The organism is Streptomyces sp. JN8 (assembly GCF_055808075.1).
Genome location: NZ_CM147852.1, coordinates 3,805,459 through 3,819,585, shown reverse-complemented (window position 1 = coordinate 3,819,585; position 14,127 = coordinate 3,805,459). Strand labels below are relative to the sequence as shown.

Here is a 14,127-nt window from a genome sequence, read left to right as displayed (position 1 = left end):
TCATGGTCGAGACGGCCGCGTGGGCAGAACTGTAGCGCTCGACTGTTGAACGTGTTCACTTGGTTGACGGAAGGCGTCGCCCGTGAGGAGGTGCCGGACGTGCCGGGCGGGGGCGGTGGGGCGATCCTGGAAGGGCCCCTGCGTGAAGGGAACGGACCATGGTCACCCTCCTGACGACCCCGGCCGACCGCGAGCTGGTCATCACCCGCACCTTCGACGCCCCGCCGGACCGGGTCTGGGAGGCCTGGACGGTCCCCGAGCACGTCCGTGCGTGGTACGGGGTGTCCGCGCTGACCACGACGGCCGTCGACATCGATCTGCGGGTGGGCGGCGCCTGGCGCTGGGGCCAGACCGCCCCGGACGGGCAGGAGTTCGTCTTCTCCGGCCGGTACGTGGACGTCGTCCCGGTGGAGCGGCTCGACTACACGGAGGTCTTCGAGCAGATGCCGGACGCCGACCCGGTCCGCGTCACGCTCACCTTCGACGCGACCCCGGACGGGGGTACGGCCCTGACCAGTACGTCCTTCTGGCCGTCGAACGAGAGCCGGGACCAGGCGCTGGCCGCGGGCATGGAGGCGGGGGTGCGGGAGCAGTACGACCGGCTGGCGGAGCACGTGAGGTCGATGTGAGGGCCGGTTCCCCGCCCCCGCCGGGTCACGGGCGCCGGAAGAGCGCCGTCCAGAGGAAGGGTTCGCCGAAGGCGGGGGAGTCGGCGGGCTCCTCGCGCATGCGGCGGATCTCGACCTCGGTCAGGTCGGCGAAGACCGCGCGCAACGCGGCGTCCGTGTAGGCGAGCCCGCCGTCGAGGCGGCCCTTGCGGTAGAAGTCGGCGTCGGGCAGTTCGGAGCCCATGCCGCCTTCTCCGGCGGCGAACGCGGTGAGTGCGAAGTGCCCGCCGGGCGCGAGGACGCGGTCCAGGAGCGCGAGGTAGCCGATGCGCCGGTGCGGGGGCAGGTGGTGGAAGCAGCCGGAGTCGTAGACGAGGTCGTACGGCCCGTCGAGGGCGGTCGCGGGCGCGAAGGCGTCGCCGCACACGAAGCGGATGCCCGTGACGCCGGCCTCCCGGGCCCGCTCCTCTCCCCAGCGGACGGCGGCGGGGGAGAGGTCGACGGCGTCCACCCGGTAGCCCAGGTCGGCGAGCCGGAGGCTGTTCCTCCCGGGCCCGCAGCCGAGTTCCAGGGCCCGGCCGCCGCCGCTCGGGAGCAGTCCCCGCTCGGCGTACGAGACGAGGTTCTCGTCGGGCTTGGCGACGAAGAACGGGACGGGCCGGTCCCGGTCGGCGTAGAACCGGTCCCACCAGTCCGCCCCGCCCTCCGTCCAGCGGTCGGCGTCGGGTGCGAAGAGTCCGTCGAGCAGCTTCATGACGTCGTCGACGGTGCGGATGCCGCGGGCGTTCAGGTCCATCTGGATCCCCCTCCGAATCGATCTCCAGAGTAGAGCGTGGGCGAGAGAAAGCCCAGGTCAGAGTAGGTTTGGTGGTCCTCTGGAGGGCTCCGTGGCGCCCTCTTCCCCGGGCGGTGGCACCGGGGGGTCGGGGTGTGCCCCGCAGGGGCTTCACGGGCCCGTCGGGCGCCGGGAGGAGGCCTTCCGGGGCGTCGCGCGGCCCGGTTTCCCGAGGGGATTCCGGCCTGGGGAAGAGGCGCTCGAACCGGCCGCGGCGGCCCGGCCCCGGGGCGTCCGCCGGGCGCCCGTGAGCCCGGAGGAAAGGCGCCAATCTGGCAGATGCCCCGGGGGTGCGCCCGGCCGAAAGCCCTCGCGTGCAAACCGCCTCGTACCACCGTGAAGCGGATGCCCGCGTGCCCCGGTGCTGTCCGGTACGCGACGCGCACGATTGGCCGGACTCGTCCGTTGTCCCGGGATCGGGCCACCGCTAGCGCCATTGGCGAGCGGGGGCCGCGCTCCCCATCATCGTCCGGGGCGTGCCCCGGCAGCCGTCGGCGAGGCCTTGCGGGAGGGGCCCCGGCAGGGCCTCCCGCAAGGCCTTCGAGGAGGCGATGACCGTGCAGACCACCGAGGTCACCGGGGCGGGGAACGGGTGACCGTCCTCACCGGCCGCCGCCTCGCCCGGCTCGTCGCCGACCGTACCGGGCGGCCCGACCTCGGGCACGACGCCGACGTCGTCGGCCGGGTGCTGCCGCTCACGCTCGGCTCCCACGCCGCCGACCGGCTCGTCGACTGGTCGCGGGCCCCCGACGACCCCCTCTACCGGCTCCTCGTGCCCCACCGGGACCTGCTCGCCCCCGCGGACTTCGCCGCCGTCGAGCGGACCCTGCGGGACGGCGACGGGGACCGGCTGCGGCTCGTCGTCGACGGCCTGCGCGAACGGCTCGACCCGCACCCGGCGGGCCGGGAGCCGTGGGACGTCCGGCACCCCTACCCGGGCACCCTGTGCGTCCTGCCCGACCGGGGCCGTACCTGCCCCGCCCACTGCGCCTCCTGCCTCCGCCCGTCCCGGTTCGCCGGCGACCCCGCGGGCCGGGCGGCCCGCGGCGGACCGGCGGCGATGGCGGCCCGCCTGGCCCGGCACCCGGAGATCACGGACGTCCTCCTCGACGGCGAGGACCCGCTCGCGCTGCGGGCGCGGGACCTCGACGCGTACCTCGCACCCCTGCTGGCCCGCCCCCGGGTGCGGACGATCCGGATCGCGACCACGGCCGTGATCCACGCCCCGGAGCGCTTCCTCCGCACGGCGGACGGCGCCGCCGACGCCGACGACCTCCTCCGTCTCCTCGAACGGGTCGTCGCCACCGGCCGCCGCCTCTCGCTGCTCGTCCGCGTCTCCCACCCCCGGGAGCTCGACCCGGCGCCGACCCGTCGCGCCGTCGCCCGCGTACAGGCCACCGGCGCGGTGATCCGGACCCGGCTCCCCGTCCTCCGGCTCGTCAACGACGACGCCGGAGTGTGGGCGCGGATGTGGCGGGCCCAGAGCGCGCTCGGTCTGGTCCCCCACCGGGTGCTCGTCGAACGCGGCGCGGGGGTCCGCCGCTGCTTCGCCCTGCCGCTGGCCGAGGTCCTGGACGTCCACGCGGAGGGGGTGCGGCTGCGGGGCGCGGCCGGGGGACCGTACGGCCCCGACTCCCCGGCGGCGTACGGACCGGAGGCGCCGGTCGACCTGGGAGGCCCGGTGATGTCCACCGAGCTGGGCGCGCTCGCCGTCGACGGCGTCGTCCGCCGCCCGCAGGGCCCCGCCTTCGCGCTCCGGGTGCTCAGGGCCCGTGACCCCGCCCTGGCGGGCGCCGTGGCGTACGCACGCTTCGACCCGGCGGCGCGGTGGTGGGACGAGCTCGTCCCGTACGGCCCCGGGGACCGGATCGTGGTTCCCGGCGGGCGGTTGACCCCGGAGGACGTCACGGGCGGCGGCTGAGCGGCCCGGGGTCCCGTACGGCCTCCGGTCACGTCACGCGGGCGGAGCGAGCAGGCCCGCGTCCTGGCCCGCCCGGCGCAGCGACTCCGCGACGAAGCCGTTCGCCTTCAGTTCCTCGACGGTGGAGCGGAGGAAGGCGACGGTCTCCGGCGCGCGGCCGACCGTCGTGCCGACCGCCTGCCGGATCTGCATGAACCGGCCCTCGATCAGCCGGACGTCCGGATGCTCCCGCACATACGAGGTCATCGGCTGCCGGATGCCGGCGCCCGCCTCCAGCCCCTCCTCGCGGAACGTGTCGACCCCCTCCGCCCCGCGGACGACCGTCGCGTGCGCGAGGGACCGGGAGAGGAACAGGTCGTACGCGGAGCCCTCCTTGACGCCGATCCGGACGCCGGGCGCGTCGACGTCCTCGACGGTGGCGAGGCCGGAGTCGCGGGGGACGGCGTACACGCCTTCGATGACCACGTACGGGGCGGTGAAGGCGACCTCCGCCTCCCGCGCCGGGTCCACCGCGAGGAAGCAGAGGTCGGCCCGGCCGTCGGCCATCGCCTCGAACGACTTCCGCGCCGCGTCGAAGCAGAGCAGCTCCACGGGAAGCCCCAGCCGCGCGCCGATCTCCCGGGCCAGGTCGACGGTGATCCCGGCGGGCGCCTCGGGGGTGCCCTGCGCGAGCACGGGGTTCCCGAGGTTGATGGAGGCCCGGAGGGTGCCGGTGGGGGCGAGGTCGGCGGCGGGGCTCGGCGTGTGCGTCATGGAGCTGGAGTCTAGGGAGGTCGCCCGGGACCGCCCGCGTCCGGCACCGGCTACGCGGCGGCGGGTCCGTGGTGGACCCGGGCGAGGAGGGCGAGGTCCTCGTCGGTGAGCCGGAGCGCGCCGGCGGCGACGTTGGCGGCCAGGTGGCCGGGATCGCCGGTGCCGGGGATGGCGAGGAGGTGCGGGCCCTGGTGGAGGGTCCAGGCGATCCGGACCTGGGCGGGGCTCGCGCCGTGGGCCGCGGCGACGGCGAGGACCTCGGGGCTCTCGGGGGCGGTGGCCCCGCCCTGGCGCCCGGCGGCGGCGATCGCGTAGAAGGGCACGAAGGCGATCCCGTGGGCGCCGCAGTCGCGGACGAAGTCCTCGTACTCGGGGCGGACGCCTATCCCGTACATGTTCTGGACGCAGACGACGGGGGCGATCTCCCGGGCCTCGGCGAGCTGTTCGGGGGTGATGTTGGAGACGCCGAGATGGCGGACGAGGCCGGCCGTGCGGAGCTCGGCGAGGGCGCCGAAGCGTTCGGCGATCGAATCGGTGCCGACGATGCGGAGGTTGACGACGTCGAGGTGGTCTCGGCCGAGCTGGCGCAGGTTCTCCTCGACCTGGCCGCGCAGCGCGGCGGGGGTCCGCGCGTGCGGCCCCCAGGCGCCGGAGGCGTCACGGCAGGGGCCGACCTTGGTGGCGAGGACGAGGTCGTCGGGGTAGGACCCGCCGAAGGCGCTGTTGATCAGCTCGTTGGCGGAGCGGAGCGGGGAGAAGTAGAAGGCGGCGGTGTCGATGTGGTTCACGCCGAGGTCGACGGCCTTGCGCAGGACGGCGATCGCCTCGGCCCGGTCGCGCGGCACGGCGTCCTCGACGAGCGCCTCGCCGCGCTGCGGAAGCCGCATGGCCCCGAAGCCGACGCGGTGGACGGTGAGGTCCCCGAGGGTCCAGGTGCCGGCTGCGGAGGCGGGGGCGGGAGAGGTGGGGGTGGTGGTCATGCGGGGGATGATCCCCCAGGGGGAGGGGAGCCGCCATCGGATAAGAGGGGACGCACCCGCGCCGGGCGGCTCCGTCCGCTGGTCCGCCCGTCCGCCGCCCTCCTGCCCTGCCCGCGTCCGAACACCCCACCCGACTCCGGGGGTTGGCCCCACCCTCCGGTCGCCTGCCTGCCGGATGGGACGCCGACGGCGGATTCGCGAGGCTGTGGACATGACAGCGAATCCCGCACGCCACGCCTCCCTCCTCGGTCTCTCGGTCGCCCTCGTCGCCGGGCTCGGCCTCACCGGCGGCGCCGTGGCCCCCGCCTCCGCCTCCGCCCCGGTCTCCGCGCTCGACTGGGGAGCGTGCGACCCCGCCGTCAAACCGCTGCCCGGGCAGCAGTGCGCCCGGCTCTCCGTACCCCTGGACTACGCCCGGCCCGACGGGCCGCGGATCGGGCTCGCCGTGTCCCGGATCGCCGGCACCCGCCCCGACGCCCGGCGCGGGACGCTGATGGTCATCCCCGGCGGGCCCGGCAGCTCCGGCGTCCAGCGCCTCGCGCAGAAGGGCGGGGCCCTCGCGCGGGAGACGGGCGGGACGTACGACCTCGTCGCCTTCGACCCCCGCGGCGTCGGCGGGTCGGACAAGGCCTCCTGCGGGCTCGCCGAGGCCGACCGGTGGATGGTCACCCTGCGGTCCTGGCCCGCCGCCGACGGCTCGGTCGACGCCAACGCGGCCCGGTCCCGGCGCACCGCCGAGGCCTGCGCCCGCAACGGCGGCGCCATGCTGCGCGGCCTCACCACCGCCAACCAGGTGCGCGACCTCGACCGGCTCCGCCAGGCCCTCGGCGAGCGCAGGCTCTCCGCCTGGAGCGTCTCCTACGGGACCTACGTCGCCGCCGCCTACGCCGAGAAGTACCCCGGGCGGACCGACCGCTGGGTCCTCGACAGCAGCAACGACCCCGACCCGCGGAGCGTCGCCCGCGGCTGGCTGGAGGGCATGGCGCGGGGAGCCGAGGACCGCTTCCCCGACTTCGCCGCCTGGGCCGCCCACCCCGACCGCGGCGACGGCGGCCTCCGGCTGGCCGCGCGCCCCGAGGACGTCCGGCCCCTCGTGCTCGGCCTCGCCGCCCGCCTCGACCGCGAGCCGCGTGCCACGACCACCCCCGGCGTCTCCCTCGACGGCACCGTGCTGCTCCAGGCGCTCCAGCTGGCCCTCTACTCCGACGCCTCCTTCCCCGCCTTCGCCCGGCTCGTCGCCGACGCCCTCGACCCCGCGGCCGAGCCCGTGCTGCCGCCCGAGCTGCGGGGAGCCCTGTCCGACGAGGCCGCCGCCGTCACCATCGGCGTCATCTGCAACGACGCCGACTGGCCCCGGCGGTCCGTGCGGTCCTTCGGACGGACCGTCGCCGCCGACCGCGTACGGCACCCGCTGACGGCCGGCATGCCGGTGAACGTCACGCCCTGCGCGTACTGGAAGGGCGGCGCCGTCGAGAAGCCGGTCCGCATCACCGACCGCGGGCCCTCCGACATCCTCATGATCCAGAACCTGCGGGACCCGGCCACCCCGTACTCCAAGGGCATGGAGATGCGGCGCGCCCTCGGCGACCGGGCCCGGCTCGTCTCCGTCGACCACGGCGGGCACGGCTCCTACCTGGGCAACGGGAACGCCTGCGGGGACCGGGCGGTGACCCGCTTCCTCACCGAGGGCGTCCGGCCCGAGGCGGACGTGGTCTGCCGGTAGGCCCCGCCGTCGCCGCCCGCACGCGCGGGGGCCCGGCCGGATTCCTCCGGCCGGGCCCCCGCGGGTGTGCCGCGCCTCAGACCTTCGCGGGCTCCGGCTCGCGCTCCGGCGCCGGGCCGCCCTGCGCCACGGTCACCTCGGGCTGCTCGGTCTCCACGTCGAACTCCTCCAGGAGCTCCTTGCTGAAGCCCCAGAAGTAGGTCGCCACGAAGCCCGCCACGTACCCGGCGATCAGACCGCCCGCGTAGATCGCGATCGTCTCGCCGAGGCCCTTGTTGCCGTCGAGGAGGGGGAAGAGGGCCCAGCCCGAGGGGCCGATGGCCGTCGAGCCGACCGTGTCGCCCAGCATGCTGAACAGGCCGATGACGCCGCCGCCGAACGCTCCGCCGACGCAGGCCGTGACGAACGGCCGGCCGAGGGGGAGGGAGACGCCGTAGATGAGGGGCTCGCCGACGCCCAGGAACCCGGCGGGGAGGGCCGACTTGATCGTGCGCCGGATCGAGCCGTTGCGCGGGAGCTTCAGGTAGACGGCCATCGCCGCGCCGACCTGCCCGGCGCCCGCCATCGCGAGGATGGGGAGCAGCGCGGTGTAGCCCTGCTGCTCGATGAGCGTCGTGTGGATCGGGATGAGGGCCTGGTGCAGGCCCAGCATCACCAGCGGCAGGAACAGTCCGCCGAGGAGGAAGCCCGCTCCGGCGCCCGCGTTCGCGAGGAGCCAGTCGGCGAACTCGCCGATGGCGGTGGAGACCTCGCCGGCCACGAACATCAGGCCGAAGATCGTGACGAGGCCGGAGACGAGGACCGTCAGGGTGGGGGTGACCAGGACGTCCAGGGCCTCCGGCACCCAGCGGCGGCACCACTTCTCCACGTACACGGCGAGGAGCGCCGCGCCGAGCGCGCCGAGGACGCCGCCCTGGCCGGGGGAGAGCGTCTGGCCGAAGGCGTCGATCTTGGCGACGCCGGGGAAGACGATGATCGCCGCGACCGCGCCGCCGAGGATCGCCGTGCCGCCGAACTCCTTCGCCGTGTTGTAGCCGACGAAGACCGCGATGAGCGCCATGAAGCCGCTGGCCATCGCGGCGAGCGCCGGGGTGACGCCCGGCAGCCAGCCGAGGTTGACCAGCAGGCCGTTGAGGCCGGCGATGATGCCGCAGCCGATGAGCGCGGGGATCAGCGGGACGAAGATGTTCGCGATCCGGCGGAGGAAGAGCTTGAACGGGGTGGCGTTCTTCGCCTTCTGCGCCGCCTTCAGGGCCGCGCCCTGGGCCGCGAGGTCGTCCGCCGCCTGCGTCGGCCTCGGCGCCTCCGCCACCAGGGCCTCGATCTCCGGGGTCACGCGGGCGACGGTGCCCGGGCCGAGGACGATCTGGTACGTGTCGTCCTCCACCACGCCCATCACGGCGGGCAGTGCCTTGAGGGCCTCGTCCTGGACGAGCGAGCGGTCGCGCAGACCCAGCCGGAGGCGGGTCATGCAGTGGGCCACGGAGCCGATGTTCTCGGCGCCGCCGACGAGGGGGAGGATCGCGGCGGCGATGGCGCGGTTCTTGTCGTCTGTGCTCATGGTGCGGTGGTGCCTTGCTGTGAGGGGTGCCTCTGGGGGAGGGGGCGTCCGGCGGGTGGTGCGCCCCCGCGGGGGTGGTTACGGGGTGGCGGGTCCGGTCGCGTGCAGCGCCGCGCGCAGGTGGCCCCGGGAGAGCGTGAGCCGTTCGGCGGCCTCGGGGGCGTCGACGTCGGCGAGGATCATGAGGATGGCGTTCTTCACCTCCCCGTCGGCGGCGGCGAGGGCGGTCTCGATCTGCTCGTCCGGGGCGCCGGTGGCCAGGGCGACGATCCGCCGCGAGCGGGCCTGGAGCTTCTCGTTGGAGGCGCGGACGTCGACCATGAGGTTTCCGTAGGTCTTGCCGAGCCGGATCATGGTGATCGTCGAGATCATGTTGAGGACGAGCTTCTGGGCGGTGCCGGCCTTGAGGCGGGTCGAGCCGGTGAGCAGTTCGGGGCCGGGGACGACCTCGATGCCGTGCTCGGCGGCGGCGGCGAGCGCGCTGTCCGCGTTGCAGGAGAGGCCGATGGTGAGCGCGCCGCGCGCGCGGGCGTGCTCGACGGCGCCGATGGCGTACGGGGTGCGGCCGGAGGCGGAGATGCCGACGACGGTGTCGTCGGCGGTGACGGCGAGTGCGGCGAGGTCCTCGGCGGCGAGCTCCTTGGAGTCCTCCGCCCCCTCGACGGCCTTGACCATGGCGGACGGACCGCCGGCGATGAGGCCGACGACCTCGCTGGGGTCGGTGTTGAAGGTGGGCGGGCATTCGCTGGCGTCGAGGACGCCGAGGCGGCCGGCGGTGCCGGCGCCCATGTAGACGAGACGTCCGCCGCGGGCCATCCGCTCGGCGGTGGCGTCGATGGCGGCGGAGATGGCCGGGAGCTGCCGGGCGACGGCGGCGGGGACGGTGGCGTCCTCGCCGTTCATCAGCGCGGCGATCTCGGCGGTGGGGAGCTGGTCGATCTCGGCCAGTTCCGGACGGAACGCTTCGGTGGTGAGTGTGGCCAGCTGGGCGCGGAGTTCGGAGTACGTAGCAGACACGAGCGGCTCTTTCGGTGCTGTGGTCGTCAGCGGGTGCGGGGTGAGTGGCGGTGCGCCAGGGCTTCGTACGAAGCGGCGAGGGCAGGGGCCGCCGTCTCGTACGTGCGCTGCGTGACGCAGGTGAACAGACAGTCCACGACCAGGAGTTGGCTGGTGCGGGACGACATGGCCGCGGGGCGCAGTTCGCTCTCGCGGGCGGTCGAGGTGGTGAGGACGTGGTCGGCGTACTGGGTGACCGGTCCGTCGGGGCGGCCGGTGATCGCGACCGTCGTGGCGCCCCGGTCGAAGGCGACCCGGAGCGGTTCTATGACGTCGCCGGTCGAGCCGGAGTGGGTGATGGCGAGGGCGACGTCGCCGGAGCGGAGCTGCACGGCGTTGGTGACGGCGAGGTGCGGGTCGCTGTGGGCATGGGCGACGAGGCCGATGCGGAGGAGCTTCTGGCCGAGGTCCTGGGCGACGAGGCCGGAGGCGCCGACGCCGTAGATGTCGATGCGGCGGGCGGTGGCCAGGGCGGCGACGGCGGCGCCGAGCTGGACCGTGTCGAGTCCGGCGGCTGTGTCGGCGAGCGTCTGCTGCTCGTCGTAGGCGAGCTTGGCGACGACGTCGGCGATCGGGTCGTCGACGGCGATGTCGGCGGTGACGGCGGGCGCGCGGCCGGACTGCTGCTGGGCGGCGAGTCCGGCGAGGGCGAGCCGGAGGTCGCGATAGCCGGGGTAGCCGAGGAGGCGGGCGGTGCGGACGACGGTCGCCTCGCTGGTGCCGGTGAGTTCGGCGAGGCCGGTGACCGTGAGCGCGGCGCAGCCGGCGGGGTCTCCGGCGACGGCTTCGGCGACCCGCTGCATCGAGCGGGTCATGGACGGCGCGAGGGTCCGCACCTTGGCCGCGAGCGCGGCGGGGGCGGGGGGAGCGTCGCCCGTGAAAATTTCCTTCACGTCATTGGTCACGACTGAAAGATACTTTCGGAAGGGGGGTGGGACAAGACCCCATCGGTCCCGGATCGGGCCGGGACCTTGGGCCTTTTCACGAGCCGCCCGTCGGGGGTGACAATGGGGGGATGGACGACATCGACCCCGTGGAGCAGGCGCTGCACGCCGCTCGCGCCCTGGTACTGGCGGACCTGGCGGCCCGCGAGGTCGCCGCTGCCGAGATGGTGTCGATGGTCGAGGACGCGGTGACCCACCGGCGCTGGTGGGTCGAGCAGTGGCCGGAGGGCCGGGCGTTCGTCGCCGGTCTGGTCGCGCAGGACGTCCAGGACGCGCTGCTGGAGCGGTACGGCCGCTGGCCGATCTGCCCGGTGTGCTCGGCGGGCGATCCGCACGCCCTGGACGTGGAGCCCGAGCTGGGGCCCGATCCGCACTGGGTGTGCGGCAAGCAGGGTGTGGTGGTCGCGCCGGTGGGCGGCCTGACATGAGAGGGCGGCCGGGAGCGCCCCGGCGGCCCGGAGCGGCGCGGCGGCCGGGAGCGGCGGGCCGGCCGGGCGCGGCGGGCCGGCCGGGCGCGGCGGGCCGGCCCGGAGCGAAGGGTGTCCGCGGGTGACCCTCTACATCGACCCGCCCACCTGGCCGGGGCACGGACGCATGTGGTCGCACCTGGTCAGCGACGTCTCCTTCGAGGAGCTGCACGCCTTCGCCGCCTCGATCGGCGCCCCTCCGCGCGCCTTCGAGCGGGACCACTACGACATACCCTCCGACCGGTACGCGGACGCCGTGGCCGGCGGTGCGGTCGAGGTCGGCTCGAAGGAGCTGCTGCGGCGCCTCACGGAGGCGGGCCTCCGGCGCCCGAAGAGCCGGCCGGCCCCCGCCTGAGCGGCCCTGCCGGTCCCGTGGGACGCGGCCGGACCGGGTGCGGGGCCCGGGCTCAGCGCACGCGGGCGGCGATGGCGCGGGCGCACTCCAGCGACTCGGTGCGGGTGGTGTCGACCTCCACGTCGTAGACCACGCCCCGGTGCACGACGTCGGCCTGCCGTACGGCCATGCCGGGGACCCGGTCGCCGCGGGCGGTCTCGCGGCCCTCGGCGACGGCGGGGTCGCAGCGGACGCCGACCCAGAGCACGTCGAGGTCGCCGACGGCGCTCCGCCAGCGTTCCTGGGCGGCTGCGCCGCTCAGGAAGACGTCGTCGACGATGATCCGGGCCCCGGCGCGGGCCGTCGCCGCGAGGCCCCGGGCCCAGGCCCCTTCCAGGGCGCGGAACGAGGCGCCGACGTTCACCCCGCCGTCGGCGTCGAACCCGATGCCGTCGTCGGACTCCCGCATCGCGGGGGGCATCGCGTCGACGAGCGCGTCGACGCCGAACGCGAGCCAGGGCTCGGGGAGTACGGCCTGGAGGCACCGTACGATGCCGGACTTGCCCGAGCTGGAACCGCCGTTGAGGATGATCATCCGGGTCGTCATCGCGCCACCGTACGGCGGTGCCGCCGCCGCGCGCAGGGCATTTCCCCGCCGCCGCGGCGATGTCGCGGCGGCAGGGGCGCGGTCCTCGGCGGGAGGTGGGCGCGGTGGTGGGGCGCCGTCCTCAGCGGGAGGTGGGCGCGGCGGCCTTCTCGCGCTGCGGGGTGCCCGAGGTCACCACGCGGGAGGGCGACCGGTGGAGCCTGAGCGCCACCGCCGCCGTACCGAGGCCGAGGACCGTCATGGCCGCGCCGGCCCAGGCGGTCGAGGCGAAGCCGAGGCCCGCGTCGATGACGGTGCCGCCGAGCCAGGGGCCGCCCGTGTTGCCCAGGTTGAAGGCGGCGGTGGTGGTGGCGCCCGCGAGGGTGGGGGCGGCGCCGGCGACGTTGAACATGCGGGCGTTGAGGGCCGGGGCCGTGAAGAAGGCGGAGACGCCGAGCAGGAAGGTCAGCACGACCGTGGCGACCGGGCTGGACGCGAGCAGGGCAAGGGCGACGAGGAAGACCGTGGAGGCGGCGATGCCGGTGAGCAGCACGCCGAAGAGGTGGGCGTCGGCGACCCGGCCGCCGATCGTCGTGCCGATCACGGCGCCGATGCCGAAGAGCGCGAGGACGCCCGAGACCCAGGCCTCGTCGAGGCCCGACACGTCGGTGAGCAGCGGGGCCAGGTAGGAGAAGGCGCAGAAGACGCCGCCCGCGGCGAGGGCGGTGACCACGACCGACAGGAGTACCTGGCGGTCGCGGTAGATCGCGATCTCGCTCCGGAGGCGGGGCTTCGTCTCGGGCAGCGGGATGTGGGGGATGCGGGTCGCCACGCCGACGAGGGCGATCGCGGAGGCGAGGCCGACGGCCCAGAACGCGGAGCGCCAGCCGAGGTGCTCGCCGAGGAAGGCGCCGGCCGGGACGCCGAGGACGTTGGCGATGGAGAGGCCGCCGATCATGACCGCCATGGCGCGGGCGCGGGAGCCGACCGGGACCATCGCGATGGCCACGGCGGCGCCGACCGCCCAGAAGCCGGCGCAGGCGAGGGCGCTGACGACGCGGGACGCGAAGAGGACCGCGTAGTCCGTGGCGAGGGCGCCCGCTATCTGGCCGAGGCCGAAGACGGTGATCAGGGCGATGAGGGTGGTCTTGCGGGGGAGCCGCAGGGTGGCGACGGCGAGCAGCGGCGCGCCGACCACCATGCCGATCGCGAAGGCCGAGATGAGCAGTCCGGCGCGGGGGATGGAGACGTTCATGTCCTCCGCGAGGGGCGGCAGCAGTCCGGAGAGCATGAACTCGCTCGTGCCGAGCGCGAAGACGGACAGGCCGAGGATGTAGACGGCCAGCGGCATGCGGGGGGCGGTTCGGGCGTCCGCCGCGGCGGACCGGGAGGCCTGCGCGGCGGGCTCGGGAGCGGGTGCGGCGGGCTCGGCGGAGGAAGACGGCATGACATGGGTCAACCTGGGGTTTGTGCCTGTCATTCCCGGGGCGGGGGAGATCTCGGCATGCGGACGGCGGCGGCCGGGGCGCGGGGGCCCGCGGGTGTGGCCCCGGGCCGTGCGCCCCGCCGCGCCCCGTCGCGGGTGCCGCTCAGTCCGTCTTCGGGGCGCTCGTCAGCTCGGCGAGTTCGCGTTCCAGGTTCTCGCGTGCCCGCTCCTCCCAGACCGCCGCCCCGTAGGGCGTGCGGAAGAGGCGGGGCAGGTCCAGGAGGTGGCGGAGGACGGCCGCGCGGCCTTCGCGGAAGGCGTCGTCGGGGACGAAGCCGTACTCCTCGCGCACGGCCGCGGTATACCCCCCGTACGTATCCGGGCCGGTGGCCAGGATCGCGAGGTCCGCGTCGCAGAGGGTCTCGCCGTTGAGGTCGCCCGGGGCCGGGTCGTGGGTGATCGTGAGGCGGACGAGCCGGGCGACCTCGGCGACCTCGTGGGGGGTGAGTCCGGCCTCGGCCAGCGCCTTCTCGGCGAGGGCGGCCGACCGCTCCTCGTTCTCGGAGCGGTCGGGCCGGTAGACCGCGTCGTGGAACCAGGCGGCCAGGCGTACGAGCTCCAGTTCGCCGCCTTCCCCGCCCTGGTCGGCGAGTTCGTCGATGCGGTCGAGGACCGCCCGCAGGTGGTCGACCGTGTGGTAGCGGCGCTGCGGCTCGGCCCACCGGGCCAGCAGGTTGCGGCCGTACGGCGCGGGATCGGGGCCCTCGTGGCCGGCCCTGGCGGCGCGCAGGGTGGCGTTCCAGCGCTGGAGGAGCGCGGGGTCCGGGGCGGCGGGTCGGTCGTGCTCTTCCTGGGCGGTCATGGGGGCATTGTGCCCGCCGTCGCGGGTGGAAGCCGTGCTTCCCCCGCCCGGGATCCGCACCCGGGCCGGGT

14 protein-coding genes are annotated in these 14,127 nt (G+C 75.3%); 5 read left to right on the top strand and 9 right to left on the bottom strand.

Annotated features, from left to right (window positions below; genetic code table 11):
• Positions 1–158 precede the first annotated feature (158 nt).
• Positions 159–629, top strand: a complete 471-nt coding sequence (locus ACY0MR_RS16630) for an SRPBCC domain-containing protein (RefSeq protein ID WP_388792369.1) — start codon at positions 159–161, stop codon at positions 627–629.
• 25 nt (positions 630–654) lie between these two features.
• Here ACY0MR_RS16630 and ACY0MR_RS16625 read toward each other — a convergent pair whose 3' ends face one another.
• Positions 655–1,404, bottom strand: a complete 750-nt coding sequence (locus ACY0MR_RS16625) for a class I SAM-dependent methyltransferase (protein WP_388792371.1) — start codon at positions 1,402–1,404, stop codon at positions 655–657.
• A gap of 631 nt (positions 1,405–2,035) precedes the next feature.
• On the opposite strand from ACY0MR_RS16625, the gene ACY0MR_RS16620 reads away from it, so the two are divergent.
• Positions 2,036–3,364: a lysine 2,3-aminomutase gene (locus ACY0MR_RS16620; protein WP_404079644.1), complete on the top strand. Its 1,329-nt coding sequence runs from the start codon at positions 2,036–2,038 to the stop codon at positions 3,362–3,364.
• 33 nt (positions 3,365–3,397) lie between these two features.
• Here ACY0MR_RS16620 and ACY0MR_RS16615 read toward each other — a convergent pair whose 3' ends face one another.
• A complete protein-coding gene (locus ACY0MR_RS16615; protein ID WP_388792375.1) occupies positions 3,398–4,117 on the bottom strand; it encodes a transporter substrate-binding domain-containing protein in 720 nt (239 codons plus the stop codon).
• Positions 4,118–4,167: 50 nt separating this feature from the next.
• Positions 4,168–5,097 (bottom strand): aldo/keto reductase, encoded by a 930-nt coding sequence (locus ACY0MR_RS16610; protein WP_361849197.1) that lies wholly within the window; start codon positions 5,095–5,097, stop codon positions 4,168–4,170.
• 211 nt (positions 5,098–5,308) lie between these two features.
• Here ACY0MR_RS16610 and ACY0MR_RS16605 point away from each other — a divergent pair, with 211 nt between their 5' ends.
• Positions 5,309–6,820 carry an alpha/beta hydrolase gene (locus ACY0MR_RS16605; protein ID WP_451060583.1) on the top strand — a complete coding sequence of 504 codons (1,512 nt, stop codon included), beginning with the start codon at positions 5,309–5,311 and terminating at the stop codon, positions 6,818–6,820.
• Between the two features lie 76 nt (positions 6,821–6,896).
• Here ACY0MR_RS16605 and ACY0MR_RS16600 read toward each other — a convergent pair whose 3' ends face one another.
• The 3 genes from ACY0MR_RS16600 to ACY0MR_RS16590 form a co-directional block, all read right to left on the bottom strand.
• Positions 6,897–8,381 (bottom strand): PTS transporter subunit EIIC, encoded by a 1,485-nt coding sequence (locus tag ACY0MR_RS16600; RefSeq protein ID WP_473561381.1) that lies wholly within the window; start codon positions 8,379–8,381, stop codon positions 6,897–6,899.
• A gap of 78 nt (positions 8,382–8,459) precedes the next feature.
• A complete protein-coding gene (gene murQ / locus ACY0MR_RS16595; protein WP_388792381.1) occupies positions 8,460–9,398 on the bottom strand; it encodes an N-acetylmuramic acid 6-phosphate etherase in 939 nt (312 codons plus the stop codon).
• Positions 9,399–9,424: 26 nt separating this feature from the next.
• On the bottom strand, positions 9,425–10,342 hold the full coding sequence (locus tag ACY0MR_RS16590; RefSeq protein WP_361849186.1) for a MurR/RpiR family transcriptional regulator: 918 nt from the start codon (positions 10,340–10,342) through the stop codon (positions 9,425–9,427).
• A gap of 110 nt (positions 10,343–10,452) precedes the next feature.
• On the opposite strand from ACY0MR_RS16590, the gene ACY0MR_RS16585 reads away from it, so the two are divergent.
• Positions 10,453–10,809, top strand: coding sequence for a hypothetical protein (locus ACY0MR_RS16585; protein WP_361849183.1), 357 nt, complete (start codon positions 10,453–10,455; stop codon positions 10,807–10,809).
• A 121-nt stretch (positions 10,810–10,930) separates the two neighbouring features.
• On the top strand, positions 10,931–11,203 hold the full coding sequence (locus ACY0MR_RS16580) for a DUF4031 domain-containing protein (RefSeq protein ID WP_361849180.1): 273 nt from the start codon (positions 10,931–10,933) through the stop codon (positions 11,201–11,203).
• Between the two features lie 52 nt (positions 11,204–11,255).
• On the opposite strand, the gene cpt is transcribed toward ACY0MR_RS16580, so the two are convergent.
• The 3 genes from cpt to ACY0MR_RS16565 form a co-directional block, all read right to left on the bottom strand.
• Positions 11,256–11,789, bottom strand: coding sequence for a chloramphenicol phosphotransferase CPT (cpt, locus tag ACY0MR_RS16575; RefSeq protein WP_473561378.1), 534 nt, complete (start codon positions 11,787–11,789; stop codon positions 11,256–11,258).
• A gap of 121 nt (positions 11,790–11,910) precedes the next feature.
• Complete coding sequence (locus ACY0MR_RS16570) at positions 11,911–13,119, bottom strand: Cmx/CmrA family chloramphenicol efflux MFS transporter (protein ID WP_404079715.1); 1,209 nt, start codon at positions 13,117–13,119, stop codon at positions 11,911–11,913.
• A gap of 238 nt (positions 13,120–13,357) precedes the next feature.
• Positions 13,358–14,056, bottom strand: coding sequence for an HD domain-containing protein (locus ACY0MR_RS16565; protein WP_473561377.1), 699 nt, complete (start codon positions 14,054–14,056; stop codon positions 13,358–13,360).
• Positions 14,057–14,127: the final 71 nt, after the last annotated feature.